We start from the raw sequence: 26,626 nt of genomic DNA, 5'->3' as shown, positions 1-26,626 counted from the left end.
ATTTGCTCTTCCGTGAACCTTGATCGCTTCATTCTGTCCGTCCTTCGTTGGGCGGACTCTAGCTATTCCTGGAGGAGTTTCAGGGGGTCACGTCAGGCCAAACCGTCGTCATCTTGCGCGATGATCCGAGCGCTCAGCGGGATGTTGCAGATAGTACAGTACCCCGACGGAAGCCGCCCCAGCGCCCTCGAGCCACGGCACGGGCCAGACCCGGCATGTTGCGCTCCAGGGCCAGCGCGATGAACGCGTCCACTTCCTCGTCTGTCCAGGCAACGTTCACCTCATCAGCGTCATGGGGCGGAGCCAGCTTTTTCAGCCCCAAGAAGGGGTTGGTCTTTATGCGATCGTCCTCAACAGCGGGCTTCAGGACATCCGCTACGACAAGCGACGCTACAAGCGGCGAAACCGCATAGAAATCATGTTCGGTCGCCTGAAAGACTGGCGGCGGGTCGCAACCCGCTACGATCGCTGTCCGACCGTCTTCCTGTCCGCCATAGCCCTCGCCGCTACCGTGTTGTTCTGGCTATGAGTCCTGAGCCTAGGGTCAGGCCGTTGTCTCGCAAGAAGGCTTCATACTGACCCCCTCTGTACCGCGCCCAGTCCGAAGCGCTATTGTCGCTCCGATCTCGACACGCCCAATAGGCGGACCATCCTCGCCATCATCAAATCCGTCAGCATCTCAGCCGCGCGGGCGGTAACTGGCGAGCCCGCCTGACCGAAATAGCGGATCGATGCATCAAGGCGATCATCGCTCAGGCCGTCGATGGCCGCCTTGATATCCGTCCATTTGGATTGCCCAGGCGAAGGCTCTTCCACATCCAGGTGGCGAGCGAGCAGGAGAATCGCAGCAGTGTCTTGAGCCGACATCGACCTGTTCGATTAGTCTCGAAGGCTGGCCGGAACCTGGCCGCCATTCTCCGCAAGCTTTCGCCAGACCGCTTTGGACAGGGCGATGTTCTGTTCCGCCGAGCCATGAGCGCCAGCGTGCACGCCCAACTCCTCGGCGAGGTCCTTGCGGGCGTCGAGGCTGGAATCCAGGTCGAGTAGCTTGAGCAGATCGACGATCGATGTCCGCCAGTTTCCGCCGCCGCCCTTCATCTCGGCCATTTGGGAGAGGATCTGGTCCACATCGACCGGTTGAGGCGTGAAGGGAGTGGCGGGCGCCGCAGGAACGGGCTGCACCGAGACTGGGGTGCTCGTGGGCGCTTGGGCCTGAGGCGTCGTGGGACGCGCCTTATGGCCGATGATCTTGTCCCAAATTCTTCCGAAAAAGCTCATGACGTCTCCTCTGAAGGTGGATGGCCCGGGCGCTAGCCCCGGCCTGTGCGGTTAGCGCTGGACGACGACCAGTTCCGTGCGGCGGTTTTCAGCCAGTCCTCCGGCGGTGGCGTTGCTGTCGACCGGGTTGGTTTCCCCGCCTGAAAGCGCCTCGATACGGCGGGCATCCACGCCGGCTGCCGTCAGGGCGGAACGGACGATATCGGCCCGGGCCTGGGCGAGGGTTCGGTTCGCGGCGTCGGAGCCGCGCGCGTCCGCATAGCCGTACAGGCGGATCTTGGCATTCGGGTAGCGGCTCAGAACAGCGGCGACGGCCGCGATCTCGGGACGATCCTGGGGCCGAATGGTGCTGCTGCCGGTGTCGAAGTTGACGCGCTCGAACGCGAAAGTGCGCGGGGCGGCGTCCGAGCCAGCGAGGTAGGCGTCCAGCCCCGAAACCCCAACGGAAGCATTTGTGGCGGGCATGACCGGCGTCTCGGTCGTCGGAGCTACGGCGACGTCGTCAGTCGCTGCGGGATCCATGGCGGCGCGGTCGTCGCCACAGCGGGTCAGCATGAGTAGCAGCAGCAGGAGCACGACGGCTCCGATGATCCAGGGGAGGTATTTGCGCCAGGCCGGGGCCACTGGGGTCAGGCGAGTGTCGCGATCGCGGTTATCGGTCATGTCGAACTCGTCGTTAAATGGGGAAAAGAATGCGGCCGGCGATCTCGTCGATCGTCGGCCGCAGGTCTCACTGGGGCGGGGTCTTCGTGACCTTGTCGGCCCACGTCTGGGCCACCTTGCTGGCGGCGTCGCGCCCGCCGAGCCCGAAGGCTAGCGCTGCCGCCACCGCAGCCGCCCCCAGGATCAGGCCGAAGGCGAGAAGGACGATATCGTCGGCGATGCCCATGAAGCGAAGGCCCATGGCCGTCGCCAATGCGATCGTGGCCCAACGCACCAGGGTGGAGGCGAAGCCATCGGCGCCGCCAGTACCCTTGTTGATCAGGTTGGCGACGACACCGCCGATCAGCACGCCGGCGGTGATGATGATCCCGCCGACGATGACGTGTCCGGCCAAGGCCAGGATTTCCTGCAGCGTCACGGCGATCGTGCCGAACTGCAGAAGCTTGGCGGCCTCGACCGCCGTGAAGGCGACGATCGCCGCCATTGCGATCTTGCCCACGATGCTGGACGGCGTCATCGGCTTGGGCACATCACTACCTAGAGCCCTTGCGGTGGCCGGTGTCACGTCACCGGCATAGGGAGCCGCGGTCGGCTTCGGCGCGGCCGGCGCCTGAGTCGTGGCGGTCAAAGCCGTCAGGCTCGAGATGCTGCGATCGAACCCAGTCGCCGGCAGGGTGCGTTCGATCAGCTGGGCGACCCAGCGACCGATGAACCAACCCACCGCCAAAACGATGGCAGCGGCGAGAACATGCGGGATCGCAGCCAAGACAGTCGACAGCACGGCAACCGCCGGAACCGTCAATGACTCGATGCCCAGCTGCTCCAGCGCCGCGATCGTGATGGGGATCAGAATCAGGACGAACACCAGGGTGCCGATCGCGGTGCTGACGCCAGTCGAGCCCGTCGCCTTGGTCAGGCCGGCCTTCTCAAGCCAGCGATCCGCGTTGGCGGCCTGCAGTGCAGCCTCGACGACTCGCTTGGCCAAAGTCGCGACTACAAACCCAATGAAGAAGATCAGGACCGCGCCGAGGACGCTCGGCACGAAGGACGCGACCTGCGTGAGCAGTGAGTTCAGGGGCGTGACGACCTGGCCCAGGTTCAGGACGCCGAGGGCGGCGACGACACCGAACAAGAGGATTAGCCAAAAGGCGACATCTCCCAGGCTGGCGCCGACCGAGTGCTTCGGGTTGTCACTGGTGCTCGCCTTGGCGGCGCCAGGAATACGATTGATCCCCTTCGCCAGGGCCCATTTCACGGCCTTGCCGATAAACCAAGCTGCGATGAGGATCAGCACAGCGCCGATCACCTTGGGCGCCCACTCATAGAGCAGCGCGTCCCATCCGATGAACTCGTAGTTTGTCGTTTGCATACATCCCTCAGGCCTGACGCTGATCGCGCGGGTTTCCAGTGGGCCTAACAAGATTGAGCCTGTTCTTGTTCCGGCGCTAACGAGAGGATTCGCCGGAACGGATGGTTGGCTCATCGCTAACGGGGCCGAAGCGGCTTTCCGAACGTCCGCACGACATCCAATCAACTCATCCAGCAGGAACATCCATGTCGACGCCAGAAGATCTGAAAGGCCTCTACACCGACGAGCTGAAAGACCTGTGGTCCGCCAACGACCAGATGCAGCGCGTGTTGAAGGAGATCGCCCCGAAAACCTCTGATCCTTCGCTTAGGCGCAGGACCCATTGATGTGAGGCGCGCGATCGGATTCAGGCTCCTGAGGAGTCTGGATATGAGCGACCTGTATTGGCTGACGGACGAGCAGATGGCTCGGCTGGAGCCCTTCTTCCCCAAGAGCCACGGCAAGCTGCGCGTTGACGACCGCCGGGTGTTGAGCGGGATCATCTTCGTCAACCGCAACGGCCTGCGCTGGCGGATGCGCCGGCGGCCTACGGGCCGCACAAGACCCTCTACAACCGCTGGAAGCGATGGAGTGAGGCTGGCGTCTTCATCCGGATGATGGAGGGCCTGTCCGGGGCTCAGACCGAACGCCGCACGGTCATGATCGACGCGACCTATCTCAAGGCGCACCGCACGGCTTCGAGCCTCGCGGTAAAAAAGGGGGTCTCGGGCGACTGATCGGACGCACGACAGGCGGCATGAACACCAAGCTTCACGCCATGACCGATGCGAACGGAAGGCCCATCAGCCTCTTCATGACAGCGGGTCAGGTCAGCGATACATCGGCGCTGCCGCTCTCCTGGACAGCCTGCCCCGCGCCCAGTGGCTTCTGGGGGACCGGGGCTACGACGCCGACTGGTTCCGGGACGCCTTGCAGGCCAAGGGGATCACGCCATGCATCCCGGGCCGCAAAACCCGCACCGAACCCATCCGCTACGACAAGCGACGCTACAAGCGGCGAAACCGCATAGAAATCATGTTCGGACGCCTGAAAGACTGGCGGCGGGTCGCAACCCGCTACGATCGCTGCCCGAACGTCTTCCTGTCCGCCATAGCCCTCGCCGCTACCGTGCTGTTCTGGCTATGAGTCCTGAGCCTAGGGGCGCACCAGTGTGGACTGTTACGGAACGCATAGCGTAAGTTGCTGACCATAAGAAGGTTTTTACCAGACTACGAATCTGAGGGTCGGGCGTTCGAATCGCTCCGGGTGCGCCACTTCTTCCCTGTTTCAATCTGTGCGTTGCGTCGCTTCATCGGCCTCAATGCTTGGGGTGATGGTTGCGTAGATAAGCGCACCATAAGCACAGCGGCCGCAAACAGTGGAGGTAGGTGGCTTCCTCAGTGCAAATCCGTCCAAGTGGGGGCGACTGAGATGAACGGCCTCGTCGATCAGAGCTTAGCACCAACTGAAGGCGACCCTGTGATGGATGAACCCCAGCGCAGTTTTTCGCATCGTAATGGACTAGCGTCGGTCCCGCCCAACTGCGGCTAGGCGAACTGAGCGACGGATTGCGCAACCGCTTGCACTATGCATTCGATAGCAGCTTTCAAAATTCTGTCGGATACGGGCCGATGTCCGCATATTCGACAGCCCCGTGGGACCGGATCCTCGCGGATACTCACGTTAAGGTGCTCGAGAAGAACATCTCCAGTTCGATAGTGATGTTTCGGACCAGCGAGACTTCCTCCGCCGGGTTTGCACGAAAACAAGCATTGGCGTTGTGTTCGATTACATCGAGTTCGTGCTGCAACATCCCCTTTGTCCGGACGAGTTCAAGGCCGAAGTAGGAGACGCGCTCGTGCAAGGGCGCTCAGCCTACCGCCGTCCTTCACGGCCGAACTGTATCCGCCGTGGGGACGGCTTTAGAGGGCGAAACCATCGCAACGGCCGTTATTGCGGCTCAGGGACCAGCGCCACGAGCAGCTCGCCACCTTCTGGACGCGGCATCGGAGCTCCGACGTGGGGATTGGAGCGAACGGATCCGGAACAGTATCCATGCTGTCGAATCCGTCGCGGTCGTGCTCGCTTCATCAAAAAGCACGCTCAGCGACGCGCTAGCGGTCCTCTCAAAAACGGCCACATCCATGGCGGGCTGAAGGACGCTTTCAAGAAGCTTTACGGTTACCCTTCGGACGAAGAAGGTGTCCGACACGCCTCCGTATTTCAGGACAGTTCGGCTGCGGACGAAACTGACGCTTTGTTCATGCCTGGTGCATATGCCGCGTTCGTATCATGCCTACGTACCCGAGCGCAGGCGGGAAAGCTGTTAGAATGACGGTGTCCGATTGCGACTCGCAGAATTTACCGGCGTTGGCGCCACGTGCACTTGACCGAGCCATCTGCCACAAGCTGACTAGCCAGTATTGTTCTGGGAGTGTGGCTTGAACAGGTAGCTACGCTAATATCTACCCGCACAGTCGTTGGAGCCAATGACATGGGATGACTGGCGTCGCGAACGGCGACACGTTCGGAGCTAGAATAGCGTAAATCTTAGCCCTTCGGTTCGGCGCTGACGGCGCAGCCGAAGGGGATTATTGTCCGTTCGAGCGCCAAAATCGCGCTGGCGTTTGATGAGGGCGTCTTTCTTAAGACCGACTGACCGCAACACTCCCGCGCTCAGTTCGAACCTCTTCAGCAGATGATTCAACGCGAGCGCGTCGCGCTCTGGGTTTGTCGTCAATATTCACTCGGCAAGTGGAGCATCGTCCAATATGAGGACATTGCTTTGTGAACCAATTTTCTGACCAAACCGATCAAACCCGTCAGTAAGGTTGTGTATTGATCCAAGAAGGCGTTCCACTCTGCGGATCAGTACGTCAGGACGGAACGGTTTTACAAGATAATCGGACGCGCCATTCGAGAGTGCATCCCTGACATCGCTCTCGCTGCGGGCTGCTGTCAGCATCAGAACGGGTACTCTGCTGTGAAAGCGGTTCGCCCTCAAGCTCCGTAAGGCCGTGAGGCCGTCCATAACGGGCATGCTGACGTCCAACAGCACAAGGTCAGGACAGGTCATATCCGCTTTCAGCAAAGCCTCTTCGCCGTTATGGGCCAAGGTGATAGCGAACCCATGGCTCTCTAGGGTCTGTCGAATTAAGGCCGCAAGATAACGGTCGTCCTCGGCAACGAGGATGCGCGACTTGATCACAGGATACTCCGACAACAGCTACCGCTTCCGGGCGGAAATCAAGCTTGCCTGCGTCGGGTAAACTTCCGGTTGAGGCGGATCAAATCGGCCGATAGGCTCGGGTGTAGTCGTCCACCCACGTCAAGTCGGGATGGTCCAGAAGGTCTCGAACCATTTCTAACAAGGTGTCTGGTTTGATAGGCTTGCAGACATAGCCGGAAGCGCCCGAGCGCTTGGCGCGTACGATGTTTTCGGTTTCGTGCGAAGCGGTGAACACCAGAATAGGCAGCGTCTGCCAAGCGCTTGCTGCTCGAAAATAGCGCAGGATTTCCAGGCCTGAAATGTCGGGCAGACCTAGATCCAGCAATACAAGCTCTGGCGGCTTTGCTGCCATCTTGGCCAAAGCCGCCGCTCCGCTCGAAGCCACACTCACACGGTGCCCGTCGCGCCCCAGTAAAAATTCGGCCATCTCGACGATAAAGGGATCGTCATCGACGACCAGCACATTTGCACCGCGAGAATCATGCTCTCTTGTCCGGCTCATACTGCTGCAAGTTCGCGGACGGAGTCGATCAAGCGTTCAGCCATAATGGGCTTCTGGAGCCAAGTCGCTCCAAACTCTGCGGTCTTTGCTTGACTCTCTTCCAACGACCAGGCCGTCACCATCAAAACCGGCACCTGTCCGATCGCGTGGTCGTTCCGAAGATCCCGGAGCGCTTCGGCGCCCGACCCCCCCGGCATAGCGAAGTCCATAATCACTACCGACGGGCGGAGACTCCTCGCCTTGTCAAGGCCGTCGGCAGCGGTTGCAGCCAAAGCCACTTCATAGCCCGCCCCTTCTAAATGAACGCGCGTTATCTCGCGCATGTAAGGGTCGTCATCGATCACAAGGATCAGGGCGCCTGATTTCATCATTGTCTCCGACTGCGGCGAACTAAGCCGCTAGTCCTGTCCAGGTGTCCAGAAGCTGCTGCTGTGTAAAGGGCTTGGCGAGCTGTCGCTTAGCGCCGAATGTCGACGCCAAGTTCAGATAAAACCCCGCTCCAAGCCTACCGCCGCCGGTAACCGCCAAGACGGGCATGAGCGGCGCCACGTCCGGCAGCTTCTTAAGCACTTCAACACCGTCGACGTCGGGCATTATGATGTCGAGAACCATCGTCGCGTCCGGGTGTCTGCTAGCCAACTCCAAAGCCTGACGTCCGTCTTGGGCGTTCAGGATCTGGACATCAGCCTGCAACAGGGCCGCAGAGATTTCTTCAAGCCAGAACGGGTCGTCCTCGACGACGATGCACTTAGACAAGATCGAACTCATGTGTGCGGCTGGGGTTGAGATTGCGCAAAATACGCCGTTCCGTAACACAACGTTCTCGCCTCTTCTACGGCGAGGATTGCAGCCGGAACGCCGCCTTGGACACACCATCAAACCCAAGGCTGCCGCCCCGCAATGGAATGGCTGTAAGCTGCGTTAGCCTCTGCGCAGGCTGGTTCTTTCATCGCCTGCATGCGTGCGAACTCAGCTGCGAACGTCTTCATCGCTTACAGCATAGAAGCGTAACCTTCTCGGGCCAGCAAACCTACCTAAGGTCCTGAAATCAAATGTAACGGACAAATCGAGTTAGGACGGCCCAGCCCTGTCAGACATCCGAATCTTGCCGTCATATCCTATTCGATATCGGGCAAACGACTGTGCGGCCGTCAGCCACTTGGTGTTGAAGAAGCACGGGCTAGGTCTGACTAAGATCGTTACAACAGGCATGAAGGCGATCATGCAGCCCCTTTAGCGGCCACACGAACGCTTAACCGCGCCTGATATACAACCTAAGCGAGCAATCGTGAGGTTGGCATGCGGACGTTCGGACCCATTCCTGCTGCAAGGCGACGCGGGCGCGAGGGCGTGGCGGCGGTGGAGTTTGCGCTGGTGGGGCCGATCCTGGTCCTGCTGCTGATCGGCATCGTCGTCTATGGCGGCTGGTTTTTGATGGCCCAGTCGGTTCAGGCTCTGGCGTCGGAGGGGGCCAGGGCGGCGATCGGGGGGCTGGACGCGGCCGAGCGCGAGGGTCTGGCGCGCCGCGAGGTCAGCGAGGCGGTGCGGGGCGTGGCGCTGAAGCCCGATCAAACGACCATCGAGGTGATGGAGGACGCCGGCCGCCTGCGGGTCGTCGTGGTCTATGACGCGAGCGACAGTCTGATCATGGCGCTGGGCGGAATGCTGCCGCGTCCGCCGTCGGTCATTCGACGGTCGGCGGTCATCCATGTGGGCGACTATTGATGAGCGTCCGGACGCCTTGTCTGCTGCTCCGGTTCGGCGCCGATCGACGCGGGGCTGTGGCGGTGATCGCGGCGGTCGCGGGCGGTCTGTTGTGCCTGTTCACGGCGGCGGTGATCGACCTGGGCGTTCTGGTGCTGCACACGCGCCGGGTTCAGGGGGCGGCGGATCTCGCGGCGCTGTCGGCGGTGCGAAACCTGGCGCAGGGCGAGGGCGCAATCTCGCGCGCGGCCCAGGCGACGGTCGAGGCCAATGTTTCGCCCGACGTCTCGGTCACGGTGGCGACGGCGCTGGGCGTCTACACGCCCGATCCAGCCAAGGCGCGCAATGACCGGTTCGTGACGGGCGGGGTAAAGCCGAACGCGGCGCGGGTCGAGGTCACCAGCCGCGCGCCGATGTTCTTCACGCCGCTGTTGCTGGGCCGCGATCAGGTGCGGGTCACGCGCCGGGCCACGGCGACGACGGGCGGCGGGACGCCCAAGGCCATGATCTCGATCGAGTCGCGCCTGGCGCGACTGAACGGCGGCGTGGCCAATCAGGTGGTCGGGGGCCTGACCGGCTCCAAGGTGTCGCTCAGCGTCATGGACTATCGTCGTCTGATCGATCTGGACGTCAATCTGCTGGAGTTTACCGACGCCCTCGCGACCGATCTGGGCGTCCCGGTCGGCGACTACGACCGGCTTCTGGCGACCCAGGTCGACGCCGGCCGCGCGCTGAGGGTGCTGGAGCGGGTGGCGGGCGGCCAGGACGGCGGGGCGCTGGGCAAGCTGGCCTCGGCCTCGGTCGGGACAAAGGTCAGGCTGGGCGATCTGATCGGGCTAGAGACGCGCGCGCCGGACGGGATCCGCGAAGGGCTGGACGCCTCGGTCTCGGCCATGGATCTGGTCATGGCCATGCTGGAGGTCGGGGGCGGAGATCGGCAGATCGCGCTGAACCTGGGCGTGCCGGCGGGGCTGGCCGATCTGAAGACCAGCCTGGCGATCGGCGAACGGCCCAATCGCTCGCCCTGGCTGACGGTGACGGCCGACGGCCAGCCGATCATCCACACGGCCCAGGCGCGGCTCTATGTGCGGGCCAAGACGACGCAATCCCTGTCGGGTCTGGCGCGGGTCGAACTGCCGATCCTGATCGAACTGGCGGCGTCCGAGGCGCGGCTGAAGTCGCTGTCCTGCGGTCCGGCGCGCGCGGTCGAGGTCGATGTGCGGCCGGGCTTGGCGCGCGCATCGATCGGTGTGGTGGACGAGGCCAGGCTGAGCGACTTCAAGACCCCGCTGGCGCCCCAGCGTGCGACCCTGCTGTCGGTTGCGGGTCTGGTCAGCATCACCGGCAAGGCGGATGTCGAGGCGGCGGACGCAGGTTTCAGGCCGCTGAGGTTCGACGCGGACGATATCGACAATCAGCGCGCCAAGACCATGACCTCGCGCGGCTTCGCCAGCGGTGCGGTCGCCAGCCTGCTGGCGCGGCTGGACGTGGATGTGAACGTGATCGGCCTAGGCGTGGGGCTCGGCGATCTGACCAAGGCCCTGGGGCGGCTGCTGGAGCCGCTGGGGCCGGTGCTGGACGGCGCGCTCAATCCCGTGCTGGACCTGTTGGGGCTGAAGCTGGGCGAAGCCGATGTGACCGTCCACGGCCTGTCCTGCCCGACGCCGGGGCGCGCCACCCCGCGTCTGGTCGGCTGACTCTTAGCCGCGGGCGGGCCGCAGGCCTTCAGCCGAGGCCTGCTGCATGGCCGGACGCTTTTGACCGCCCGAGGCGATGATGCGGTCGATGCGGGCCTTTTCGGCGCGGAAGGCGGTCAGGTCGGCGCCGGCGAGTTCGGTGCCTTCCTGGGTGCGCACGCCGGCGGGATTGATCCGCTGGCCGCCGCGCCACAGCTCATAGTGCAGGTGCGGACCGGTCGAGGCGCCGGTCGAACCGACATAGGCGACGATCTGACCCTGGCTGACCCGCTGGCCGGCGCGGATGCCCGAGCCGTAGCGCGACAGGTGACCGTAGCCGCTTTCCAGGCCGTTGTTGTGGCGGATGCGCAGCCAGTTGCCATAACCCCCCCAGCGGCGCGCCTCGACCACCACGCCATCGGCGGGGGCCACGACCGGCGTGCCGGTTCCGGCGGCGAAGTCGATGCCCTGGTGCATCTTCTTGTAGCCCGAGATCGGGTGGGTGCGGAAACCGAAGTTGGACGACACCCGGCGGAAGCTCTGCAGCGGCGTGCGCATCATGGCTGAGCGCAGGTTTTTGCCGTTGGAATCGAAGAATTGAGCTTCCTTCGCGCCGGCGGGCTTGAAGCGATAGAAGGTGACGCCGCGCAGTTCGGCGTACATCAGGTCGCCAACGTCCACCGTGCGGCCGGCCTCGGTCACTTCACGATCGAAGACCATGGTGAACTCGTCGGAGGCGCGAATGTCGCGCTGCATGTCGAACTTGGTGGCGAACAGTCGGCTGGCGGAACGGACGATGGAGGCGGTGGCGCCCAGTTCACGCGCGCTGGCCGACAGGCTGCGCTCGACATCGCCCTTCAGGACGACGGTCTCATGGGTGACTTTTTCTTCCAGCGAACGCAGACGCAGGGCGCCGTCGAAGCTGCGCGATACGGTCAGTTGCGACGCCGGGCCGGTGCGCATCGTCAGGCCGATCAGGCGGGCGTCGCCCCGGCCGTTGCGCGGCTTGGCGATGGCGGTTTCGAACTTCAGCCCGGCGCGCAGATCGGCGAGGTCAAAGGCGTTGGCGACGGTGGCGGCGACGGCGCTGGCTTCTTCGGGGGCGACGCCGGTGCGGCGCACGGCCTGCTCGAAGGTTTCGCCGCGGCGGATCTGGACGTTGACGGCCTCGGGCGCGGTCAGGCCGGCGGGCGCGTTGGCGGCGGCGAAGGCCTTGGCCTCCATGGCCGCCATCTGGGCCGATGTCAGGGCGGGAACTTCTTCGGCCTGTGCGGGTTGATAGGCTCGACCAGCGAGCATCGCCACCGAGATTGCAGCTGCCGCCGTAAGCATGTGCGGCGCGAGCCGCATCGGCTGGCGGCGTGGGTCGAACTGAGCCATCGGTCCCCGTCGTATTGCGACGCCTTCGGCGCCAAAGCTTTACTCGTTCTCGAAGATCGCGCCGTATCGCCCGTGGCGCGAAGGCGGTCCTATACCTCGCTTGTTTCATTTTGGAAAGCAGACCGTTACAAACGGTTAACGTGCGTCAGACAAAGCTCGACGATGCAGGGATCCCGACTGGTCGATTCGCCGTTATCTGGCCCAGCTTGACCGGCAGGAAGCGGGCGCCGAAAACCGACCGTCACGCTTTGATCTTGTGCTGGGGGCAAGGATGACCAAGGTGGACGGCCCGCTGTTTCAATCACGCGATCGATCCGTTTGACCGACACACCGTCCAAGCCGAAGCCAAAGCCGCAGGCCAAGACCCGTCGCATCCTGCGCGCCGTTGGCATCGGCGTTCTGATCCTGGCGCTGCTGATCGGCGTGGTGGCGGCCCTGATCTATCTCAATCGCCGCGCGGTGGCCCGCAATGTCCTCGTCGGCTGGCTGGACCAGCGCGGAATCCCGGCCGATGTCGATGTGGAGCGGATCGAGATCGACGGCTTCGTCGGCCGCATCCGCATCGGCGATCCCGACAATCCGGATGTCGTGGTCGAGCGAGCGGAGGTCGATTACGCCGTCGCCCTGCCGTGGTCCAGGTCGGGCCTGGGCGTGACCCCCAGCCGCATCCGCCTGCTGCGACCGGTCGTCCGGGCCAGCTGGAAGGGCGGGAAGCTGTCCTTCGGCTCGCTTGATCCGCTGATCAAGGAGTTCACCGGCGGACCGCCCCGCCCGGATTCGCGCGGACCCCTGGTCATCGTCGAGGGCGGCCGCGGGCGGTTAAACACGGAATACGGGCCGGTCGATCTGCTGGCTGACGCCCGGATCGACGACGGCAAGCTGATGCGGCTGGCGGCGCGGCTGCCGAAGGCCGCGCTGAAGAGCGGCGAGACGCAGGCCCAGGGCCTGTCCGGCCTGCTGGACCTGACCACGACCGGCGACCGGATGGCGATCAAGCTGTCGGCCGCCGCCGACAGCTTCGCGACACCGGCGGCGCGGGGGCAGGGGGCTGCGCTGACGCTGACCGGCGATCTGCCCTATCCGGATATGAAGACGCGGCGCGGCGACGGCCGGGCGGTTCTGGACGGCCGCCTGACGGGCGAGCGCCTGGGAACCTCGACGCTCAGCGCCCGCAGCGCCGATGTCGCCGCCCGGTTCGACGGCGCCGTATCCGGCTGGATCGAAACCTTCCGGCTGGACGGCGAAGTAACGACCGCGCTGAAGGCGGCGGCCGTCGAGGGCGCGGATCTGCGTATCTCCGATGTCGCCGCGACGGCGACGCGCGGCAAGCTGACGGTGTCGCGCGACGACGCCGTGCGCTGGCGCATGCAGGGGCCGCTGGCCCTAACCGCCGGTTCGGGACGGACGGGTCAGACGACGATCGCCGGACTGTCGTTGACGTCGCGCGACCTGGCCTTGGGCGGCAAGGATGCGGCCTTCGAGGCGACCGGGCCGTTGAGCGCGACCTTCGACCATTTCGGTTTCGGCGACCTGGCGCTGAAGCGCGGCCGCGCAGATGTGGACCTGGACGTGGTCAGCGACGGCGGGGTTCAGATCGCGGCGAACGGATCGCTTCGCGCCGCCGACGGGGCCTGGCCCCTCTTCGGCGCGGTTGGCCCCGACGACATCGCCGAACTGGCCGAGATGAAGCGCGCGCTGGGACGCTTCGCCCTGAACGCGCCCGCCCTCCGCTTCGCCACGGGCGCGGCCGGCACGACCGTTTCCCTGTCGCGTCCCGTGACCATGACGCCCGCCAACGGCGGCGTCCTGACGGTGGCTCAAGGTCAGGGCGGCGCCTATCAGGCCGAGCCGGGACGGCTGGGCGGCGGGGCGCTGACCCTGACCGCCACGCGCGGCAAGGGCCTGCCGGAAATGTCCATCGCGGTCCAGAACTGGCGGCTGACCGAGGGCGGGTTCGAAGCGACGCTGGACGGTCGCGCCCGGCTGGATTTCGACCTGGCGCGCGGCATCGACGCCCGGACGCGCGGCGTCCTGGCCCTGAACGCCGGCCGGCTGACCTATGCCACATCCGACTGCGTCGACCTGACGGTCGAGCGGCTGGAGCTGGACGAGAACGACGTCCATCAGGTCGCCGGCAAACTGTGTCCCCAGGGCGGTCCGCTGTTGACGTCCAAGGACGGCGTCTGGCGCGTCGCAGGCGGTTTCGCCCAAGTCTCGGCCCAGGCGCCCTTCCTCGGCATGCGGTTCGCCGACGCCTCGGGCCGTGTCACCGTCGACGGGACCAAGGCGGGGATCGGCCTGACCGCCAATGTGGCGGCCGCCCGCGTCGTCGACGCCCTGACGCCGGAACGTTTCGAACCGCTTTCCGCCACAGGATCTGCGACCCTGGCAAGCGAACGCTGGAGCGGCGCCTTCGACCTGAAGGGCACAGGCGCGGCGGCCGCCTATGATCTCGGCCGCCTGACCCTGGCGCACGATGGCCGCACCGGATCGGGCGGCATCGTCATCACCGCCCCGAACGTGACCTTCGCCGAGCATGGGCTTCAGCCGGCGATGCTCAGCCCCTTGGCCGCCAACTTCCTGCAATCGCCGGTCGAAGGTCCCGTCAGCTTCGACGGACGTTTCGACTGGACCAAGGACGCTGAACCGACCTCCAGCGGCCATCTGGTCACGCCGGGCCTGGATTTCGTCAGTCCAGTCGGGGCGGTGAAGGGCCTGCGCGGCGACATCGTTTTCAGCAGCCTGACGCCCCTGATCACCGCCCCGAACCAGAAGCTGACGGCCGACAGCCTCGCCGTCGGCACGGCGGTCACGGCGCTGGATGTGACCTTCTCGATCAACGAGGCCGGGGTGCTGATCGACGGCGCCCAGGTCGTCGCCGGCGGCGGGACCGTCTCGGTCGAGCCCTTCACCGTCCCGCTGGACGCGACCCAGCCCTACAGCGGCGTGATCGTGCTGGACCGGGTGCAGCTGGGCGATATCGTCGCCGACACCGGCTTTGACGACAAGGTTCAGCTGGACGCCGTCGTCTCGGGCCGCCTGCCCTTCATCATGGACCCCAAGCGCGGGCTCAAGATCACCGCCGGCAAGCTGGAGGCCGTCCAGCCGGGCCGCCTGTCGATCAAGCGTGACGTTCTGACCGATGTCGCCGCCAGCGGCGGGGGCGGCGAGGTGTCGGAAAACGTCGTCGAGGACCTGGCCTATCAGGCGATGGAGAACCTGTCCTTCGATCAGCTCAGCGCCGATGTGAACAGCCTGGACGGCGGCCGTCTCGCGGTTCTGTTCCATATTCGCGGCCGCCACGATCCGCCCAAGCGCCAGGAGCTTAGGCTGACGATCGGCGAACTGATCAGCCGCCAGTTCCTGAACCGCAAACTGCCGTTGCCGTCGAACACGCAGATCGACCTGACGCTCGACACGACCCTGAACGCCAACCAGCTGATCTCGGACCTCATGGCCGTCAATCGCGCTCGCCAGGGTGAGCAGGAACCGAACCCGCCAGCCACTACGCCGGCCCCGGCCGATTGAACTTCACCATTCAGCGCGCGTTCATTGGACGGCGTGCTACTAGAGACATCACCCTCGGCCGAACCGGAGCCCATGTCATGATCCACAAGCGCCAACTGGCCGGCCTCGGTTTCGGAGCCGTCGTCGTCGCCCTCGCGGCCTGCGCCCCGACCATCCGTCTTGAGGTCGCGCCGATCCAGATCTACGCCAAGCTGGACGCCGACGTGCGCGTTCGGCTGGACCAGGAGCTGCAGCAGCTGTTGCAGCAGAACCCCAACCTCTTCTGATTTCCCGCTTCTCTCTGAAAGGGACAGGCTGACATGACCTTCCGCAAACTCTTCGTCATCGGCGCCGCCGTTGCGGCTTTGGGCTTCGCGGGCGCCGCCATCGCCCAGACCAGCGCCCAGAAGGCGCAGATCGACCAGGCAAAGGCCGCCGGCGTCGTGGGTGAGCAGGCCGACGGTTACCTGGGCTTCCGCACCCCGACCTCGGACGCCAGCCTGCGCGCCGCCGTCGACGCCACCAACTCGGGCCGCCGCGCCGCCTACGCCCGCAGCGCCGCCGACGCCGGCACTTCGGCCGATGTCGCCGGCGCCCGGATGTTCGAGGCCCAGCTGCTGCCTCGCATCTCCTCGGGCCAATGGTACCGCAACGCCCAGGGCCAGTGGGTCCAGCGCTAAGGCAAAAAGACCGTCACCCTCGGGCTTGTCCGAGGGTCCACGGCGGGTCAGGCACGATCTGCGAGGCCTCAAGCCTTCTCCGACGGCCCACCCATCCTATTGTGCGAAAAGAAACGCGGCCTTTTCAGTTCATTAGGCCGCCGGATCGTCATCTTCCTTCGCGCGACCCCAGACCGGGTTATGATGCCGGCCCGGTCTTTGACATCGCCATCCGCACGACTTGGACTCGTTGGACTGTTTTTCGGGGTCCAGCTTCACTGAGCGAATTGCACTTTCTTGTATGAGTGCAATTAAACGCCAAGTTTTATTTCAACAAAAACAATATGCTGACGTGAGATTGCACGCATTGCACTGTTTTTCGTCGGGAGTGCAATTCCACCGCTGTCGCCCGATCATGCCGCCGCGCGCCGATCCAGCAGCGCGGGCAGCAACAGCCCCTCCGCCAGCGCCCTGACCACCGGGACGGCGACGGCGTCGCCCATCAACTTCAGCGCCGCGCTTTCGCTCGACGGCAGGCGATACTCGTCCGACACGCCCATCAGCCGCGCGGCCTCGCGCCCGGTTAGCCGCCGCACCCGCGCCCGGCCGTGATCGCACACCACCACATATTGACGCGACGAGCCGCCGGCCGGCGTCCTCAGGCATCCGGCCAGACCATCGAACCGGATTTCCAGACGCTGGACCTTATGACCGTTCTCGGTCCGCACCCGGCGATAGGCGGCGCCGACGCAGCGCTGGCCCGAGGCCAGGGCCGACGCGATCCGGGCGCGGTGCAGCGGCGCGGCCAGGGCCAGGATGGCGTCCGCATCGTCCAGCCAGGTGACGGCGTCGTCCGGTTCCAGAATGGCCGTCAGGTCCAGATTGCGCTGCGACGGCGCAGGCAGCGACCACCAGGCCCAGGCGGCCTTCACCGCCTCGGGCAGGCGCGCGTGGGCGGCGACCAGACGCGCTGAATGGAAGGGCGGGGTCGGACCGGCCGCGCGCGGGGCCTCGCCCTGAATGGCCACAACGAACAAACGCGGGCGTGACTGGGGCAGCCAGTGGGCGGCGTCCATCTCGAGCGCGCCGACCGTATAGCCCGCCTCGACCATCGCTGTGCAGACGGCGGCGAAATCCCGTCCCTGGCCTGAGGTCAGCAGGCCGATGACGTTCTCCAGCACGATCACACGCGGGCCGCGTCCCTCGGCCGCCAGCCCCTGCATCAGCCGCCAGAAACCCCAGAAGGCGCCCGACCGTCCGGCCTCCAGCCCGCCGCGCGCACCCGCCAGGCTGACGTCCTGACAGGGCGATGAGGCCCAGGCCATGTCGGGCCGTCCCGGCAGATCATCGACGGTCAGGCTCCAGACATCGCCCTGACGAAACGGGGTATGTGGATGATTGGCCGTGAAGGCGCGCGCCTTGGCCCCGTCCATGTCGTTAGCCAAGACGGTATCGATGCCGGCGGCGGACAGTCCCAACCCCGCCAGGCCGCCCCCGGCGAAGAACTCGAATGCGGTGGGGCGAATCGACATGGGACCAGCATAACCCAGCCGCGCCCCTTGACCGAGGGCGGCGGGGACCTCACCTGCGCCCGAACCAAAAGGAGCCGTCATGCGCCTCATTCCGCTCGCCGCCGCCGCGTTCGCCATCGCCCTCGCCGGCCTCTCGCTCAGCGCCTGTTACGACCGCGAGGATTCCAAGCCCAAGCCGGCGCCGCAGCCCCAGGCCGCCGTCACCCTGGGCGGCGTCGATCTGGGCCAGCCGGTGCGGGCCTTGGGGACCGAACCCTTCTGGGGGGTGGAGATCACGCCGGACGCTCTGATCTATACCCGCGTCGATCAGCCGACCCAGCGCGCGCCGAACCATGGGGCGACGGTCCAGGGTACGGTCGCGACCTTCGCCAGCTCGACCAATCTGAACCAGGCGCTGAACGTCGTGCTGATCGCCACCGAATGTTCGGACGGCATGAGCGACCGCACCTATCCGCTGACGGCCAAGGTCGAGATCGGCGATGACGAGCTGACCGGCTGCGCCGCGCCTGCGTCGATGCTGACCACCCAGCCCGCCCCCTAAAGCGTCACCACCATTCGGCGTCGCGCAGCATCCGGGCGTAGCGGCGGCTAACCGGCGCCGACAGGCCGCCGTCCAGCGTCAGGATCGCGCGGCCGTCGCCGCGTTCGACGGCGCGCACCGCCTCGCGCGCCACCCACCAGCTGCGGTGCGTTTGGGCGCCCTCCAGCCCCTCCAGCTCTTCCACCGCGTCCGACAGCCGCATCAGGATCAGGTCCGACCCCCGGTCGGTGTGGATGCGCAGATAGTGGTCCTCGGCCTGAACCGCCCGGATCGTCGCGCCTTTCAGCTTCATGGGCAGACGATCCAGAAACCGCACCGGCCGGCTCGCTGTCTCAGGCGGCGCCGCATGGGTCTGGACCGGCACGGCCCGACCCAGAAAGACGTTCAACGTCGTCACCGCCGCCGTGATGACCACAACCGGCACGATCAGCTGCGGCAGGACCGCCAGCGGATAGAGCCTCTGGGCGAAGAACAGGCCCGTCGCCGCCCAGACCAGCACGCACAGCGGCCCGGTGATCACGACCACCATGACCGCGATGGTCAGCCACGGCCGCTCGTCCGAATCCAGAAACCGGCTGACCAGCACCCCGCACAGATGCCCCCACAGCCCGCCCAGCACCATGACCAGCACCCAATAGGCCAGCCGCTCAACGAAGGTCGCGCCTGCCGTCCCGAACGCCCCGGTCGTCGCCAGAAATACGCCCCCAAGAACGGCGACAATCAGCCCTCTGACGAAGGTGCGGCGGCGGTCTGCGGCGAGGGTTGTCATGGCGCCTTGAGACCATGATTTCCGACACGTTGAAAGGCGGTCGCGAAAGGCAGGTGGCCGTTGGCGCAGCCCAGACGGTCGTTGGCGAAAGCCCCGATGCGGCGGGCGGGACGATGCGGCACGACCGGGCAAACGGAGATGTCCCATGCCTCGCCTTTCCCGCCTCGCCCCGTCCGCCCTGGCCCTGGCCCTGCTGATCGTTCCGCTCGTCGCCTATCTGGCAATGGATGACGGGCGGCTGGCGCGAATGGGGTTTGCGCTTCACGCCCCGCGCTGGGGCCTGCTGCTGGCGTCGCCGACGGCGATCCAGATCCATGTGGCGGCGGCCGTGACGGCCTTGGCGATCGGCGTCGTCCTGCTGATTGGGATCAAGGGAAACCGACTGCACCGGATGTTAGGCTGGGCCTGGGTCGTGGCGATGGGGACGACGGCGATCAGCTCCTTCTTCATCCACCAGCTTAATCCGAACGGACCCGGCGGTCTGTCCCTGATCCATCTGCTCAGCGGTTGGACGGTGGTCGCCCTGCCGATGGCGGTATACGCCGCCCGCCGCCACCGGGTGGCTGTTCACCGGCGCGCCATGACGGGCATGTTCGTCGGCGGACTGATCGTCGCCGGCGCCTTCACCTTCCTGCCTGGTCGTCTGATGTGGGCGATCTTCTTCGCCCCGAACTGTTCAGGCCATCAAGGATCAGGGTTGGCGGGAGGACATCCCGACCACAGCCCGGAAACCGGCCGCGGCGAACCGGACCATATAGTCGCCGGCCGTTTCTAGATCGCCGGATCGCGCCCGCCCGTTCGACAGCCGGTCAAGACGCCCCGTCTCGCCCAGGGTCAGGGTCAGGGCGCCCGACAGATTGTGATAGCCCCAGTACAGGTCGACCTCGCTGGCGCCTGGCAGCACCTTGGCGATCAGCTCGATCAGCCGGTGGATGGCCGGGTCGAAATAGCGCGCCATGGTCTCGCCGCCGAAGCTGGGGTTGGCGTTGGTCTGAGCCACCAGGGCGGAATAGTGTTTCCAGCCCGGCCCGCCCTTCAGCGACCATTCGAACGGCGGCCGCAGGAAGGCTTCCAGCAAGCCTTCCAGCGTCATGTCGTCGCCCGCCGTCTCGGCATAGCGGTCGATGGCGGCGACGCGATCGTCGTTCCAGACTTCGGCCCGGCGCAGGAAGACGGCGTCGAACAGCTCGCGCTTGGCCCCGAAATAGTAGTGGACCAGGGCCGTATCGACACCCGCCTCGCGCGCCACCTCGCGGATGGTGACGCCGTAGAAGCCGTGTTTGGAAAACAGGTCCTCGGCCGCATCCAGGATCAGATCGCGCGTCTCGCCCGCCGCCTTGGCCTCGGTCTTGGGCGGGCGGCCGCGCCGCGCCGGCGCAGCGCCCGCCGCCTTGCGGCGCGCGGCGGCGACGGGGCGGGGAAGGGGGGCGGCGGCGTCCGGCTTGCTCATCCGGCAAGGCTAGGCGCACGACCGCGACGGTGCAACGGCGCCACGGTCGGCGACCCAAGTGACGCTGCGTCAGTCCAGTGTTTGACAGACGGCCGAAACCGGGTAGGTTCCGTGAAAATCATTGAACGCTGAATAAAAGCGTCCATCGGGCTGGAAACGACAAAGGGGTTTAGGATCATGAACCGTCATGTGAAGTGCGCGCTGCTGGCCGGCGCGGCGTGGGGCGTGCTTGCGGGGGCCACGGTCGCCCAGGACGCGGAGGCGACCGCTCAGGCCGCGAACGCCCAAGATGCGGCGACCGTCGACGACATCGTCGTCACCGCGCGCCGCCGCGCGGAAAGCCTGCAGGACGTCCCGGTCGCCGTGACCGCCGTCAGCGGCGAACAGCTTGAGGCGCGCGGCGCCCTGGACATCACCGAACTGGCGCGCTCGACGCCCAGCCTGACGCTGAACGCCGCGCGGGGCTCGAACTCGACCCTGATCTCCTTCATTCGCGGCGTGGGCCAGCAGGATCCGCTGTGGGGCTTCGATCCCGGCGTCGGCCTGTATATCGACGACGTCTATGTGGCCCGCCCGCAGGCCGCCGTTCTGGACATCTTCGACGTGGAACGGGTCGAGGTGCTGCGCGGTCCGCAAGGCACGCTTTACGGCCGCAACACCATCGGCGGCGCCATCAAATACGTCACCAGCCGCATCAATGCCGACGAGCCCGAGGGACGCCTGCGCGCCTCCTACGGCAGCTATAACCAGCGCGACGTGATCGCCAGCGCCCAACTGCCCTTCAGTGACGAGTTCAAGGTCTCGGCCGCCCTGGCCCGCTATCTTCGCGACGGCTACGGCAAGAACCTGAACACCGGCAACGAACACTACAACAAGGACGTGACCGCCTTCCGCGCCAGCGCGGAATGGAGCCCGACCGACAGCCTGTTCTTCCGTCTGGCCGGCGATCTGGTGAACGACGACTCCAACGCGCGCCACGGCCACCGCGAGTTCGCCCCGTCGCCCGCCGACGTCTATGACACCAACGCCGGCGCCGGCGACAAGAACCGCGTCCAGACGCGCGGCGTGTCGCTGACCGGCGAATGGGAGATGAGCGACATGTTCACCTTCAAGTCGATCACCGCCTATCGTGAAGGCCTGACGCGCGGCAACATCGACTTCGACAACCTGCCCCAGCCCATCCTCGACATCCCCGCTGCCTATGACGACGACCAGTTCAGCCAGGAGTTCCAGGTTCTGGTCAGCGCGGGCCGCCTGAACGGCGTCGCCGGCGTCTTCTACATGGACGCCAACGCCTCGGGCGCGTTCGACACCGTCGTGGGTCTGGCCAATCTGACGACCCTGACCTCGGGTTCTGTGGCGACCAAGAGCTACGCCGCCTTCGCCGACTTCTCCTATGACTTCACCGACGCCCTGTCGCTGTCGGTCGGCGGACGCTTCACCAAGGACGAGAAGGAAGGCACCGTCTTCCGTCAGCAGTATCTGGGCATCCGCAGCCCCTATTTCGGCAACAACGCCGCCGTGCCGCTGGGCGCGCCGCGCACCAACTACACCCGCACGCGCGAGTTCGAGAAGTTCACGCCGCGCGTCTCGGTCAACTACAAGTTCGGCCCCGATCTGACGGCCTACGCCTCGTGGGGCGAGGGCTTTAAGTCGGGCGGCTTCGACATGCGCGGCGATGCGGTCCTGTATCCCGCCACCGTCAACGGATATGCGCCCGAGACCGTCGAGACCTACGAGATCGGGCTGAAGGGTTCGCTGCTGGATCGTCGCCTGACCTTCGCCACCGCGATCTTCGATTCCAGCTACGAGAACCAGCAGATCACGACCCAGTATCCGGCCGGCGCGACCGTCGCCTCGGTGGTGGACAATGTCGGCTCGTCCTCGATCCGCGGTTGGGAGTTCGAAGGCCGCGTGCGCGCCACCGACGCCCTGACGTTCAACGCCTCGCTTAGCTACATCGACGCCAAGTTCCACCAGTTCCTGGCCTACATCCCGACGGCCTCGGGCAATACGTCCTGCCCGACCCTGCCGGGCTGCGTCGTCGACGTATCCTCGCAGCGCGACTTCCAGAACACGCCGGAATGGACCGGATCGATCTCGGCCAACTACAACTGGGTCATGGAGAACGGCTCGTCGATTGCCTTCATCCCGTCGGTCGCCTATCGCGGCGCCTATCAGCAGTTTGAAACGCCCGCGCCGCTGCTCGATCAGGACGCCTACTGGATGTATGACGCCAGCATCGTCTGGACGTCGTCCGACGACCGCCTGACCTTCGGCGTCCACGGCAAGAACCTGGGCGACGAACGCTATCGCGTCGGCGGCTACACCTTCCCCGGCGCCCTGACTGGCGACTCGATCATCGGCTTCTACGGCCCGCCGCGCACCGTCACGGCGACCCTGGGTCTGAAGTTCTGATCCACATCCATAACGCCTGACGACGAGGGGCGGCGGTCTCCGGGCCGCCGCCCTTTTTGCTTGTGGGGCCTATTTTGCACAGGGCGGACTTGCGGCTAGGCTCGCCGCAACGAACAAACAAGACGCCGAGGGGAAACGCCGATGACGACGGAGACGCTGACGGTCCAGGAGGCGCGGCCCGAGCGGCCCGGCTACCGCTACTATGTGCTGGCGGTTCTGATCCTGATCTACATGCTGAACTTCCTGGATCGCCAGATCATCGGCATCCTGGCCGCGCCGCTGAAAGAAGAGTTCGGCATGTCCGACAGCCAGTTCGGCCTGTTGGGCGGCATCGCCTTCGCCTCGGTCTATTCGACACTGGCCATTCCTCTGGCCTGGCTGGCGGACCGGTTCAGCCGGGTCTGGATCATGACCGGCGCCCTGGCCGTCTGGTCGGGCTTCACCGCCCTGTGCGGCATGGCCGGGTCGTTCGGCCAGCTGTTCCTGTGCCGGATGGGCGTGGGCATCGGCGAGGCGGGCGGCGTGGCCCCGGCCTATTCGCTGATCGCCGACTATTTTCCGCCGCATCAGCGCGCGCGGGCCATGGCGGCCTTCGCCTTCGGCATTCCGCTGGGCATGGCGGCGGGCACCCTGGTCGGCGGCCTGCTGGCGGCGACCTACGGCTGGCGTACGGCCTTCATCGTCGTCGGCCTGCTGGGCGTGCTGGTCGCGCCGCTGCTGCGGCTGACGGTGCGCGATCCCAGGCGGGGCGGAACCGATGCGATCAAGACCCCGGCCCAGGTCGCGGCCCTGGCCGCCGCCCCTGTCGGCACGGACCGGGCCGGCAAGATCGCCGCCCAGATCATGCTGGGTCTCGGCGCCGGTCTGCTGATCCTCGGCGCCTTGAGCTGGCTGATGGGCATGTCGCTGGGCAATCCGCTGGTGCTGGCGTTCGGCGGCCTGCTGGCGGTGGTGATCGGCGTTTCGCTGATGATCGCGCGGCGCACCGCCTCGGTGGTGATCCGCAAACCCAGCTTCTGGCTGCTGGGTCTGGGCGCCGCCTCGTCGTCGGTGTGCGGCTATGGCGTGGCCGGGTGGCTGCCGCTGTTCTTCATGCGCAGCTTCGACCTGACGCTGAAACAGACCAGCCTCTACTATTCCGGCATCGCCCTGATCGGCGGCATCCTGGGCATCTGGCTGGGCGGCATGATCGCCGACAAGCTGTCGAAGAAGGGCAAGGGCGCCTATCCGCTGACGCCCGCCGTCGCCTTCCTGATCTCGGCGCCGTGCTTCATCCTGGCGATGAACTCGCCCTGGCTGATCGGCCTGGTTCTGCCCGGCGGCGGCAGCCACGTGCAGCAGCTGACCCTGGCCTTCCTGATCTTCCTATTGCCGACCGGATTGAACCTGGCCTGGCTGGGCCCGATCACGGCGGCGGTCCAGCATCTGGTGCCGGCGGCCATGCGCTCGACGGCCTCGGCCCTGTTCCTGCTGCTGAACAATCTGCTCGGGATCGCGGTCGGCTTCTACTATTTCGGCTGGATGAGCGACCTGCTGGCCCCGCGCTTCGGGGAGGAAAGCCTGCGCTGGGCCATCTACACCGGCATGGGCTTCTATGTGCTGGCCGCGATCCTGCTGATCGGGGCGTCGCGCACCCTCAAGAAGGACTGGGTCGACTAAAGGGGGGCTGTGGACGGTTGCACCTGCGAAGCGGTGGGGCCTATAAGCCCCGCAACTCTCCCAGCAGCGGTTGCGACGGTCCCCCATGAACATTCACGAATATCAGGCCAAGCAGGTCCTCAAAGGCTTCGGCGCACCCGTGGCCGAAGGCGTCGCGGTGACGTCGGTCGATCAGGTCGAGGCGGCCGCCAAGTCGCTGCCCGGCCCGCTCTATGTCGTGAAGTCGCAAATCCACGCCGGCGGACGCGGCAAGGGCAAGTTCAAGGAACTGCCGGCCGACGCCAAGGGCGGCGTTCGCCTGGCCTTCTCGGTTGAGGAAGCCGTCGCCCACGCCAAGGAAATGCTGGGCAACACCCTGGTCACCGCCCAGACGGGCGACGCCGGCAAGCAGGTCAACCGCCTCTACATCGAGGACGGCGCCGACATCGATCGTGAACTGTACTGCTCGCTGCTGGTCGATCGCGCCTATGGCCGCATCGCCTTCGTCGTCTCGACCGAAGGCGGCATGGACATCGAAACCGTCGCCCACGACACGCCCGAGAAGATCCAGAACATCGTCATCGACCCGAGCGCGGGCGTGACCGACGCCGACGTCGCCGCCATCACCGCCGCCTACGGCCTGACGGGCGCCGCGGCGGAAGACGCCAAGTCGCTGTTCCCCGCCCTGTACAAGGCCTTCGTCGAGAAGGACATGGACATGCTGGAGGTGAACCCCCTGATCGTGATGAAGGACGGTCACCTGCGCGTTCTGGACGCCAAGGTCAGCTTCGACGGCAACGCCCTGTTCCGCCACGACGACATCAAGGAACTGCGCGACGAAACCGAAGAAGACGCCAAGGAAATCGAGGCGTCCAAGTGGGACCTCGCCTACGTCTCGCTGGACGGGAACATCGGCTGCATGGTCAACGGCGCCGGTCTGGCCATGGCGACGATGGACATCATCAAGCTGTACGGCAAGGAGCCGGCCAACTTCTGCGACGTCGGCGGCGGCGCCGGCAAGGAGAAGGTCGCGGCGGCCTTCAAGATCATCACCGCCGACCCGAACGTCCAGGGCATCCTGGTCAACATCTTTGGCGGCATCATGAAGTGCGACGTCATCGCCGAGGGCGTGGTCGCGGCCGTGAAGGAAGTGGGCCTGAAGGTGCCGCTGGTCGTGCGTCTGGAAGGCACCAACGCCGAACTGGGCAAGAAAATCCTGAACGAGTCGGGCCTGACCATCCAGGCCGCCGACGACCTCGACGACGCCGCCCAGAAGATCGTCGCGGCGGTCGGCTAAGGCTTCGGCCTTACTCGCCACCGCCCCGCTGACACATCGAATTCAGAGCACAGACCCATGTCCATTCTCGTCGACAAGAACACCAAGATCATCGTCCAGGGCCTGACCGGCAAGACCGGCGGCTTCCACACCGAACAGGCCCTGGCCTATCACGGCACCCAGATGGTCGCCGGCGTGCACCCCTCCAAGGGCGGCACGAACTGGACCGGATCGCACGGCGAGAGCCTGCCGATCTACGCCTCGGTCGCCGAAGCCCGCGACGCCACGGGCGCCGACGCCTCGGTGATCTACGTCCCGCCATCGGGCGCGGCCGCCGCGATCATCGAAGCCATCGACGCCGAAATCCCCTTCATCACCTGCATCACCGAGGGCATCCCGGTAATGGACATGGTCAAGGTCAAGCGCCGCCTGGAAGGCTCCAAGTCGCGCCTGTTGGGCCCGAACTGCCCCGGCATCCTGACGCCGGACGAGTGCAAGATCGGCATCATGCCGGGCAACATCTTCAAGAAGGGCTCGGTCGGCATCGTGTCGCGTTCGGGCACCCTGACCTATGAAGCCGTGTTCCAGACCACCAACGAAGGCCTGGGCCAAACCACGGCCGTCGGCATCGGCGGCGACCCGGTCAAGGGCACCGAGTTCATCGACGTGCTGGAGCTGTTCCTGGCCGATGAGGAAACCACCTCGATCATCATGATCGGCGAAATCGGCGGCGGCGCGGAAGAAGACGCCGCCCAGTTCCTGATCGACGAAGCCAAGAAGGGCCGCAAGAAACCGATGGCCGGCTTCATCGCGGGCCGTACCGCTCCGAAGGGCCGCACCATGGGCCACGCCGGCGCCGTCGTCTCGGGCGGCAAGGGCGATGCGGAATCCAAGATCGCGGCGATGGAAGCCGCCGGCATCCGCATGTCGGAATCGCCCGCGCGCCTCGGCAAGACCCTGGTCGAAGTCCTGAAGGGCTGATGCGCCCCGCCTGATCGCTTTTCGGCATCAAAAATGCCGTGAGATGCATCGATGGACGCCCTCGGCTCGAGCCGG

The 26,626-nt window shown here is 65.7% G+C and carries 25 protein-coding genes, 1 tRNA gene and 2 pseudogenes; 15 read left to right on the top strand and 13 right to left on the bottom strand.

Going from position 1 to position 26,626, the window contains the following annotated elements:
- Positions 1-370: 370 nt before the first annotated feature.
- Positions 371-529, top strand: a pseudogene (locus HNP47_RS11810) (transposase); the annotation flags it as partial.
- Positions 530-609: 80 nt separating this feature from the next.
- Here the strand turns inward: HNP47_RS11810 and HNP47_RS11805 are convergent.
- From HNP47_RS11805 to HNP47_RS11790, 4 genes are all read right to left on the bottom strand, one after another.
- Entirely contained in the window at positions 610-867 is a 258-nt protein-coding gene (locus tag HNP47_RS11805; protein ID WP_017506865.1) for a hypothetical protein, read from the bottom strand.
- A gap of 12 nt (positions 868-879) precedes the next feature.
- Complete coding sequence (locus tag HNP47_RS11800) at positions 880-1,278, bottom strand: DUF3597 domain-containing protein (RefSeq protein ID WP_017506861.1); 399 nt, start codon at positions 1,276-1,278, stop codon at positions 880-882.
- A gap of 51 nt (positions 1,279-1,329) precedes the next feature.
- On the bottom strand, positions 1,330-1,941 hold the full coding sequence (locus HNP47_RS11795) for an OmpA family protein (protein WP_017506860.1): 612 nt from the start codon (positions 1,939-1,941) through the stop codon (positions 1,330-1,332).
- Positions 1,942-2,008: 67 nt separating this feature from the next.
- Complete coding sequence (locus HNP47_RS11790) at positions 2,009-3,310, bottom strand: mechanosensitive ion channel (protein WP_184279709.1); 1,302 nt, start codon at positions 3,308-3,310, stop codon at positions 2,009-2,011.
- A 185-nt stretch (positions 3,311-3,495) separates the two neighbouring features.
- Between HNP47_RS11790 and HNP47_RS11785 the strand changes: the two genes are divergently transcribed.
- The 3 genes and pseudogenes from HNP47_RS11785 (at position 3,496) to HNP47_RS11775 (ending at position 4,563) form a co-directional block, all read left to right on the top strand.
- Positions 3,496-3,636: a DUF892 family protein gene (locus tag HNP47_RS11785; RefSeq protein WP_017506858.1), complete on the top strand. Its 141-nt coding sequence runs from the start codon at positions 3,496-3,498 to the stop codon at positions 3,634-3,636.
- A gap of 43 nt (positions 3,637-3,679) precedes the next feature.
- Positions 3,680-4,435, top strand: a pseudogene (locus HNP47_RS11780) (IS5 family transposase).
- A gap of 49 nt (positions 4,436-4,484) precedes the next feature.
- Positions 4,485-4,563: transfer RNA gene (locus HNP47_RS11775), tRNA-OTHER, on the top strand.
- Positions 4,564-4,967: 404 nt separating this feature from the next.
- Here HNP47_RS11775 and HNP47_RS11770 read toward each other — a convergent pair.
- From HNP47_RS11770 to HNP47_RS11750, 5 genes are all read right to left on the bottom strand, one after another.
- Entirely contained in the window at positions 4,968-5,153 is a 186-nt protein-coding gene (locus tag HNP47_RS11770; protein ID WP_184279708.1) for a hypothetical protein, read from the bottom strand.
- Positions 5,154-6,032: 879 nt separating this feature from the next.
- Positions 6,033-6,497 carry a response regulator transcription factor gene (locus HNP47_RS11765; RefSeq protein WP_184279707.1) on the bottom strand — a complete coding sequence of 155 codons (465 nt, stop codon included), beginning with the start codon at positions 6,495-6,497 and terminating at the stop codon, positions 6,033-6,035.
- A 79-nt stretch (positions 6,498-6,576) separates the two neighbouring features.
- Complete coding sequence (locus HNP47_RS11760) at positions 6,577-6,981, bottom strand: response regulator (RefSeq protein ID WP_184279706.1); 405 nt, start codon at positions 6,979-6,981, stop codon at positions 6,577-6,579.
- Positions 6,982-7,016: 35 nt separating this feature from the next.
- Positions 7,017-7,388, bottom strand: coding sequence for a response regulator (locus HNP47_RS11755; RefSeq protein ID WP_184279705.1), 372 nt, complete (start codon positions 7,386-7,388; stop codon positions 7,017-7,019).
- A gap of 22 nt (positions 7,389-7,410) precedes the next feature.
- A complete protein-coding gene (locus HNP47_RS11750; protein ID WP_184279704.1) occupies positions 7,411-7,776 on the bottom strand; it encodes a response regulator in 366 nt (121 codons plus the stop codon).
- 543 nt (positions 7,777-8,319) lie between these two features.
- Between HNP47_RS11750 and HNP47_RS11745 the strand changes: the two genes are divergently transcribed.
- Together HNP47_RS11745 and HNP47_RS11740 are read left to right on the top strand one after the other, a co-directional pair.
- Positions 8,320-8,745 (top strand): TadE/TadG family type IV pilus assembly protein, encoded by a 426-nt coding sequence (locus HNP47_RS11745; protein ID WP_184279703.1) that lies wholly within the window; start codon positions 8,320-8,322, stop codon positions 8,743-8,745.
- A complete protein-coding gene (locus tag HNP47_RS11740) occupies positions 8,745-10,421 on the top strand; it encodes a TadG family pilus assembly protein (RefSeq protein ID WP_184279702.1) in 1,677 nt (558 codons plus the stop codon). The genes HNP47_RS11745 and HNP47_RS11740 overlap by 1 nt, the downstream gene beginning before the upstream one ends.
- Before the next feature lie 3 nt (positions 10,422-10,424).
- Here the strand turns inward: HNP47_RS11740 and HNP47_RS11735 are convergent, their stop codons facing one another.
- On the bottom strand, positions 10,425-11,780 hold the full coding sequence (locus tag HNP47_RS11735; RefSeq protein WP_055754622.1) for a M23 family metallopeptidase: 1,356 nt from the start codon (positions 11,778-11,780) through the stop codon (positions 10,425-10,427).
- 318 nt (positions 11,781-12,098) lie between these two features.
- Between HNP47_RS11735 and HNP47_RS11730 the strand changes: the two genes are divergently transcribed.
- From HNP47_RS11730 to HNP47_RS11720, 3 genes are all read left to right on the top strand, one after another.
- Complete coding sequence (locus tag HNP47_RS11730; protein ID WP_184279701.1) at positions 12,099-15,308, top strand: YdbH domain-containing protein; 3,210 nt, start codon at positions 12,099-12,101, stop codon at positions 15,306-15,308.
- A gap of 77 nt (positions 15,309-15,385) precedes the next feature.
- Positions 15,386-15,574 (top strand): YnbE family lipoprotein, encoded by a 189-nt coding sequence (locus HNP47_RS11725; protein ID WP_055754620.1) that lies wholly within the window; start codon positions 15,386-15,388, stop codon positions 15,572-15,574.
- A gap of 33 nt (positions 15,575-15,607) precedes the next feature.
- On the top strand, positions 15,608-15,967 hold the full coding sequence (locus HNP47_RS11720) for a DUF1318 domain-containing protein (RefSeq protein ID WP_184279700.1): 360 nt from the start codon (positions 15,608-15,610) through the stop codon (positions 15,965-15,967).
- Positions 15,968-16,359: 392 nt separating this feature from the next.
- Here the strand turns inward: HNP47_RS11720 and HNP47_RS11715 are convergent, their stop codons facing one another.
- On the bottom strand, positions 16,360-17,478 hold the full coding sequence (locus HNP47_RS11715) for a DNA cytosine methyltransferase (RefSeq protein ID WP_184279699.1): 1,119 nt from the start codon (positions 17,476-17,478) through the stop codon (positions 16,360-16,362).
- A gap of 79 nt (positions 17,479-17,557) precedes the next feature.
- On the opposite strand from HNP47_RS11715, the gene HNP47_RS11710 reads away from it, so the two are divergent.
- Positions 17,558-18,019, top strand: coding sequence for a COG3650 family protein (locus HNP47_RS11710; protein WP_184279698.1), 462 nt, complete (start codon positions 17,558-17,560; stop codon positions 18,017-18,019).
- A 4-nt stretch (positions 18,020-18,023) separates the two neighbouring features.
- Here the strand turns inward: HNP47_RS11710 and HNP47_RS11705 are convergent, their stop codons facing one another.
- Positions 18,024-18,788 (bottom strand): LytTR family DNA-binding domain-containing protein, encoded by a 765-nt coding sequence (locus HNP47_RS11705; RefSeq protein WP_184279697.1) that lies wholly within the window; start codon positions 18,786-18,788, stop codon positions 18,024-18,026.
- A gap of 145 nt (positions 18,789-18,933) precedes the next feature.
- Here HNP47_RS11705 and HNP47_RS11700 point away from each other — a divergent pair, with 145 nt between their 5' ends.
- Positions 18,934-19,563 (top strand): DUF2306 domain-containing protein, encoded by a 630-nt coding sequence (locus tag HNP47_RS11700; RefSeq protein WP_184279696.1) that lies wholly within the window; start codon positions 18,934-18,936, stop codon positions 19,561-19,563.
- On the opposite strand, the gene HNP47_RS11695 is transcribed toward HNP47_RS11700, so the two are convergent.
- Positions 19,480-20,238, bottom strand: a complete 759-nt coding sequence (locus HNP47_RS11695; RefSeq protein WP_184279695.1) for a TetR/AcrR family transcriptional regulator — start codon at positions 20,236-20,238, stop codon at positions 19,480-19,482. The two genes, HNP47_RS11700 and HNP47_RS11695, sit on opposite strands and share 84 nt — an antisense overlap.
- Before the next feature lie 177 nt (positions 20,239-20,415).
- Between HNP47_RS11695 and HNP47_RS11690 the strand changes: the two genes are divergently transcribed.
- From HNP47_RS11690 to sucD, 4 genes are all read left to right on the top strand, one after another.
- The gene (locus tag HNP47_RS11690; protein WP_184279694.1) at positions 20,416-22,656 is read left to right on the top strand and encodes a TonB-dependent receptor; all 2,241 of its coding nucleotides are present in this window, start codon (positions 20,416-20,418) and stop codon (positions 22,654-22,656) included.
- A 141-nt stretch (positions 22,657-22,797) separates the two neighbouring features.
- A complete protein-coding gene (locus HNP47_RS11685; RefSeq protein ID WP_184279693.1) occupies positions 22,798-24,315 on the top strand; it encodes an MFS transporter in 1,518 nt (505 codons plus the stop codon).
- An 85-nt stretch (positions 24,316-24,400) separates the two neighbouring features.
- Entirely contained in the window at positions 24,401-25,591 is a 1,191-nt protein-coding gene (sucC, locus tag HNP47_RS11680; RefSeq protein WP_184279692.1) for an ADP-forming succinate--CoA ligase subunit beta, read from the top strand.
- Positions 25,592-25,648: 57 nt separating this feature from the next.
- Positions 25,649-26,551, top strand: coding sequence for a succinate--CoA ligase subunit alpha (gene sucD, locus HNP47_RS11675; protein ID WP_017506566.1), 903 nt, complete (start codon positions 25,649-25,651; stop codon positions 26,549-26,551).
- Positions 26,552-26,626 lie beyond the last annotated feature (75 nt).

This window comes from Brevundimonas vesicularis, from assembly GCF_014204545.1.
Lineage (GTDB): Bacteria > Pseudomonadota > Alphaproteobacteria > Caulobacterales > Caulobacteraceae > Brevundimonas > Brevundimonas vesicularis_B.
The sequence above is the reverse complement of the archived record's forward strand: the minus strand, read 5'-3'. Positions and strand labels throughout refer to the sequence as shown.

Coding starts and splice junctions, on each gene's coding strand:
- HNP47_RS11745 (WP_184279703.1), top strand. CDS start 8,320: ATGCGGACGTTCGGACCCATTCCTGCTGCAAGGCGACGCGGGCGCGAG.
- HNP47_RS11790 (WP_184279709.1), bottom strand. CDS start 3,310: ATGCAAACGACAAACTACGAGTTCATCGGATGGGACGCGCTGCTCTAT.
- HNP47_RS11720 (WP_184279700.1), top strand. CDS start 15,608: ATGACCTTCCGCAAACTCTTCGTCATCGGCGCCGCCGTTGCGGCTTTG.
- HNP47_RS11690 (WP_184279694.1), top strand. CDS start 20,416: ATGAACCGTCATGTGAAGTGCGCGCTGCTGGCCGGCGCGGCGTGGGGC.
- HNP47_RS11805 (WP_017506865.1), bottom strand. CDS start 867: ATGTCGGCTCAAGACACTGCTGCGATTCTCCTGCTCGCTCGCCACCTG.
- HNP47_RS11710 (WP_184279698.1), top strand. CDS start 17,558: ATGCGCCTCATTCCGCTCGCCGCCGCCGCGTTCGCCATCGCCCTCGCC.
- HNP47_RS11715 (WP_184279699.1), bottom strand. CDS start 17,478: ATGTCGATTCGCCCCACCGCATTCGAGTTCTTCGCCGGGGGCGGCCTG.
- HNP47_RS11700 (WP_184279696.1), top strand. CDS start 18,934: ATGCCTCGCCTTTCCCGCCTCGCCCCGTCCGCCCTGGCCCTGGCCCTG.
- HNP47_RS11785 (WP_017506858.1), top strand. CDS start 3,496: ATGTCGACGCCAGAAGATCTGAAAGGCCTCTACACCGACGAGCTGAAA.
- HNP47_RS11705 (WP_184279697.1), bottom strand. CDS start 18,788: ATGACAACCCTCGCCGCAGACCGCCGCCGCACCTTCGTCAGAGGGCTG.
- HNP47_RS11685 (WP_184279693.1), top strand. CDS start 22,798: ATGACGACGGAGACGCTGACGGTCCAGGAGGCGCGGCCCGAGCGGCCC.
- HNP47_RS11755 (WP_184279705.1), bottom strand. CDS start 7,388: ATGAAATCAGGCGCCCTGATCCTTGTGATCGATGACGACCCTTACATG.
- sucD (WP_017506566.1), top strand. CDS start 25,649: ATGTCCATTCTCGTCGACAAGAACACCAAGATCATCGTCCAGGGCCTG.
- HNP47_RS11735 (WP_055754622.1), bottom strand. CDS start 11,780: ATGGCTCAGTTCGACCCACGCCGCCAGCCGATGCGGCTCGCGCCGCAC.
- HNP47_RS11740 (WP_184279702.1), top strand. CDS start 8,745: ATGAGCGTCCGGACGCCTTGTCTGCTGCTCCGGTTCGGCGCCGATCGA.
- HNP47_RS11800 (WP_017506861.1), bottom strand. CDS start 1,278: ATGAGCTTTTTCGGAAGAATTTGGGACAAGATCATCGGCCATAAGGCG.
- HNP47_RS11795 (WP_017506860.1), bottom strand. CDS start 1,941: ATGACCGATAACCGCGATCGCGACACTCGCCTGACCCCAGTGGCCCCG.
- sucC (WP_184279692.1), top strand. CDS start 24,401: ATGAACATTCACGAATATCAGGCCAAGCAGGTCCTCAAAGGCTTCGGC.
- HNP47_RS11725 (WP_055754620.1), top strand. CDS start 15,386: ATGATCCACAAGCGCCAACTGGCCGGCCTCGGTTTCGGAGCCGTCGTC.
- HNP47_RS11695 (WP_184279695.1), bottom strand. CDS start 20,238: ATGAGCAAGCCGGACGCCGCCGCCCCCCTTCCCCGCCCCGTCGCCGCC.